Source organism: Streptomyces carpinensis, from assembly GCF_002154505.1.
In the GTDB taxonomy this organism is placed as follows: domain Bacteria; phylum Actinomycetota; class Actinomycetes; order Streptomycetales; family Streptomycetaceae; genus Streptomyces; species Streptomyces carpinensis.
Window position 1 is genome coordinate 1 of record NZ_MUBM01000508.1, and the last position, 3,162, is coordinate 3,162.

A 3,162-nucleotide genomic window follows, 5' to 3' on the forward strand; every position below is an offset into this window, starting at 1 on the left:
CCAGGGGTAGGGGCGGACGGTCAGTCCAGCCAGTGCCGGCGGCCCACGCTGATCAGCCTGAGCTGCCGGGTGGCGACCTGGGTGACGCGCTCGCGCTCCTCCCGCGGGGCGTCCAGGGCCTCCAGGAAGAGCGAGGCCGTGATCAGCATCTGGTCGACGTACAGATGGGCGAGCATCAGCAGGTCGTCGTCGCTCCAGCCCTGTGCCTGCGGGTCCTTGGCCAGTTCGTCCTTCACCTCTCGGGCGAACCGGACCAGTTGCTCCCGGATCGCCTCCCGCACCGGCTGCACGCCGCCGTGCCGCTCCCGGGCGATGAACCGGACATGAGCGGGGTACGCCTCGACGTGACGGGCGATCAGCTCGACGGCCCGCACGATGCGTTCCCCGCTGTCGTCGGCGGTGGACACCGTCGTCCGGATCATCGGGTGCAGGCTGCCCAGGGCCTCCTCGACCAGAGCGACGCCGAGGTCCGCCGTCGAGCGGAAGTGCCGGTAGAAGGCGGTCGGGGCCACGCCGACGGCGCGCGTGACCTCGCGCAGGCCCAGGCTGCTCAGGCTCTGCTCCTCCAGCAGCCGGAGGGCCGCGTCCAGCAGGGCCTGCCGGGTCTTCTGCTTCTGGGCCTGCCGGACGCCGAGAGTGTGACTCATGCCATGCAGTTAACAACTGTTCTCTGGAATTTCCAAGCGGCCGGACGCGCTAGACTCGGTAGTCAGTGAACAACTGTTACTCATAAGCGTTCACAGAGAGAACGCCGGAGGGGGATCCGAACTCATGCTGTTCCTCGTCGCCGCACTGCTCCTGCTCGGGGTGACCCTGGGCACCGTGGCCCACGCGCCGCTCGGCTTCACCGTGGCCGCGGCCGTGGTGATCGCCGCATGGCTCGGCGTCTTCGCGCTCCGCGAGCGTCACGCCCGCCGCCGCGGGACCTCCCACTGACGCGGTATGCCCCGCCCGCCCCGATCCGCCAACTCGTCCGATCCACGCGCCCATCCGACCCGTCGGGAGCCATCAGCCATGCACCTCACCGCACCGGCCACGCGCCGCACCGCCCTGCGCGACGCCGACGGCATGGCCGTCGCGTCCTTCATCCTCGGCCTGCTCGGCCTGCTCGTCCTCAACCTCTTCCTCGGCCCGATCGCCATCACGCTCGCGGCAGTGGCCCTGTGGCGCGGCACGACCCGCCGCGGACGCGCCCTCCTCGGCCTCACCCTGGGCATCGCCGACCTCGTCGTCCTCCTGACCTTCATGCAGGCCGACCACACGGTGTCCTGGAGCTTCTGACCGCCGCCGCGGGCACACGTCCCGCAGGGGCGGAACGGGCGGGCACGGCCCGCGGGAGCGGGTGCGTCGTCGCCCGGGCCGGGTGGAGCCGCAGCAGGCGCTCCGAGGTCGTCCCATCCTGATCCCCGGGCCGGCCACGGGCGCCCGTAGAATCAGGCTCACCATGGCTTACCTCGACCACGCCGCGACCACCCCCATGCTTCCGGAGGCGGCAGAGGCGTTGACCGCCGCGCTGGGCGTCACCGGCAACGCCTCCTCCCTCCACGCATCCGGCCGCCGGGCCCGCCGCACGGTCGAGGAGTCCCGCGAAGCCCTCGCCGAGGCCCTCGGCGCCCGCCCCAGCGAGGTCGTCTTCACCTCCGGCGGCACCGAGGCCGACAACCTCGCCGTCAAGGGCCTGTTCTGGTCCCGCCGCGACGCCGACCCGGCCCGCCTCCGCGTCCTCGCCAGCCCCGTCGAGCACCACGCCGTCCTCGACGCCGTCCACTGGCTCGGCGAGCACGAGGGCGCCACCGTCGAGTACCTGCCGGTCGACTCCTACGGCCGGGTCCATCCCGAGGCCCTGCGTGAGGCGATCGCCCGCAACCCCGACGACGTGGCCCTCGCCACCGTCATGTGGGCCAACAACGAGATCGGTACGGTGCTGCCGGTCCGTGAACTCGCCGAGGTCGCCGCCGAGTTCGGCGTACCGCTGCACGCCGACGCCGTGCAGGCCTTCGGCCAGGTCCCCGTCGACTTCGCCGCCTCCGGCCTCGCCGCGATGACGGTCTCGGGTCACAAGATCGGCGGCCCGTACGGCATCGGCGCGCTGATCCTCGGCCGCGAGTACAGCCCCGTGCCCGTCCTGCACGGCGGCGGCCAGGAGCGCCACGTCCGCTCCGGCACCCTCGACGTGCCCGCGATCGCCTCGTTCTCGGTGGCCGGCCGGCTCGCCGCCGAGGAGCGGGAGCGATTCGCCCGCGAGATCGGCGCGCTGCGGGACCAGCTGATCACCGCCGTCCGTTCGGCCGTCCCCGACGCGATCCTCGGCGGCGACCCGGCGCCCGAGGGGCGTCTTCCGGCCAACGCGCACTTCACGTTCCCCGGCTGCGAGGGCGACTCCCTGCTGCTCCTGCTGGACGCCCAGGGCATCGAGTGCTCGACCGGCTCGGCCTGCACGGCGGGCGTCGCCCAGCCCAGCCACGTGCTCCTCGCCACCGGCGTCGACCCGGACCTGGCCCGCGGCACCCTCCGCTTCTCCCTCGGCCACACCTCCACCGAGGAGGACGTCGAGGCGGTCGCCAAGGCCATCGGCCCGGCGGTGGAACGGGCCCGAGCGGCCGGGCTGACGTAGGCCGTCGGCCGCCGCGGCCGCTCAGGCGCGTCCGGACCGCGCCCGGCGCACCAGCCGTATGTAGCGGTCCCAGTCCCAGTGCGGGCCGGGGTCCGTGTGGTCGGTGCCAGGCACCTCGGCATGGCCGATGATGTGCTCGCGGTCGGCGGGTATGCCGTACCGCCCGCAGATCCGCGCCGTCAGCCGCGCCGACGCGGCGTACATCGCGTCGGTGAAGGACGAGGCCCGCTCGACGAACCCCTCGTGCTCGATGCCGACGCTGCGCTCGTTGTAGGCCCGGTTGCCCGCGTGGAAGGCCACGTCGAGCTCGCGGATCATCTGGGTGACCTGCCCGTCCGCGCGGACGACGTAGTGCGCGGCGGCCCCGTGCCCCGGGTCCTGGAACACCCTGACCGCGCTCGCGTAGCTGCCCTGGGTGACATGGATGACCACCCGGTCCACGGCGTAGTCGTCCGGGCGGTCCGCCCGCCGGTAGTTCGCCGGGGAGGCCGCCAGCCAGCGCGCGCCCCGGAAGTCCACCGCCCCCGCCCTGTCCCCTATACACATCT

General features: G+C 73.2%; 5 protein-coding genes. 3 read left to right on the plus strand and 2 right to left on the minus strand.

Annotated elements, in window-relative coordinates:
• Window positions 1-20 precede the first annotated feature (20 nt).
• Window positions 21-647 carry a TetR family transcriptional regulator gene (locus BZY54_RS45045; RefSeq protein WP_086731148.1) on the minus strand — a complete coding sequence of 209 codons (627 nt, stop codon included), beginning with the start codon at window positions 645-647 and terminating at the stop codon, window positions 21-23.
• A gap of 124 nt (window positions 648-771) precedes the next feature.
• Between BZY54_RS45045 and BZY54_RS45050 the strand changes: the two genes are divergently transcribed.
• The 3 genes from BZY54_RS45050 (at window position 772) to BZY54_RS45060 (ending at window position 2,614) form a co-directional block, all read left to right on the plus strand.
• Window positions 772-936 (plus strand): hypothetical protein, encoded by a 165-nt coding sequence (locus BZY54_RS45050; RefSeq protein WP_086731149.1) that lies wholly within the window; start codon window positions 772-774, stop codon window positions 934-936.
• 78 nt (window positions 937-1,014) lie between these two features.
• On the plus strand, window positions 1,015-1,281 hold the full coding sequence (locus BZY54_RS45055) for a DUF4190 domain-containing protein (protein ID WP_086731150.1): 267 nt from the start codon (window positions 1,015-1,017) through the stop codon (window positions 1,279-1,281).
• Between the two features lie 163 nt (window positions 1,282-1,444).
• Window positions 1,445-2,614, plus strand: coding sequence for a cysteine desulfurase family protein (locus BZY54_RS45060; protein ID WP_086731151.1), 1,170 nt, complete (start codon window positions 1,445-1,447; stop codon window positions 2,612-2,614).
• A gap of 21 nt (window positions 2,615-2,635) precedes the next feature.
• Here the strand turns inward: BZY54_RS45060 and BZY54_RS45065 are convergent.
• Window positions 2,636-3,162, minus strand: a 527-nt coding sequence (locus tag BZY54_RS45065) for an N-acetylmuramoyl-L-alanine amidase (protein ID WP_086731152.1), incomplete at its 5' end; no start/stop codon positions are given.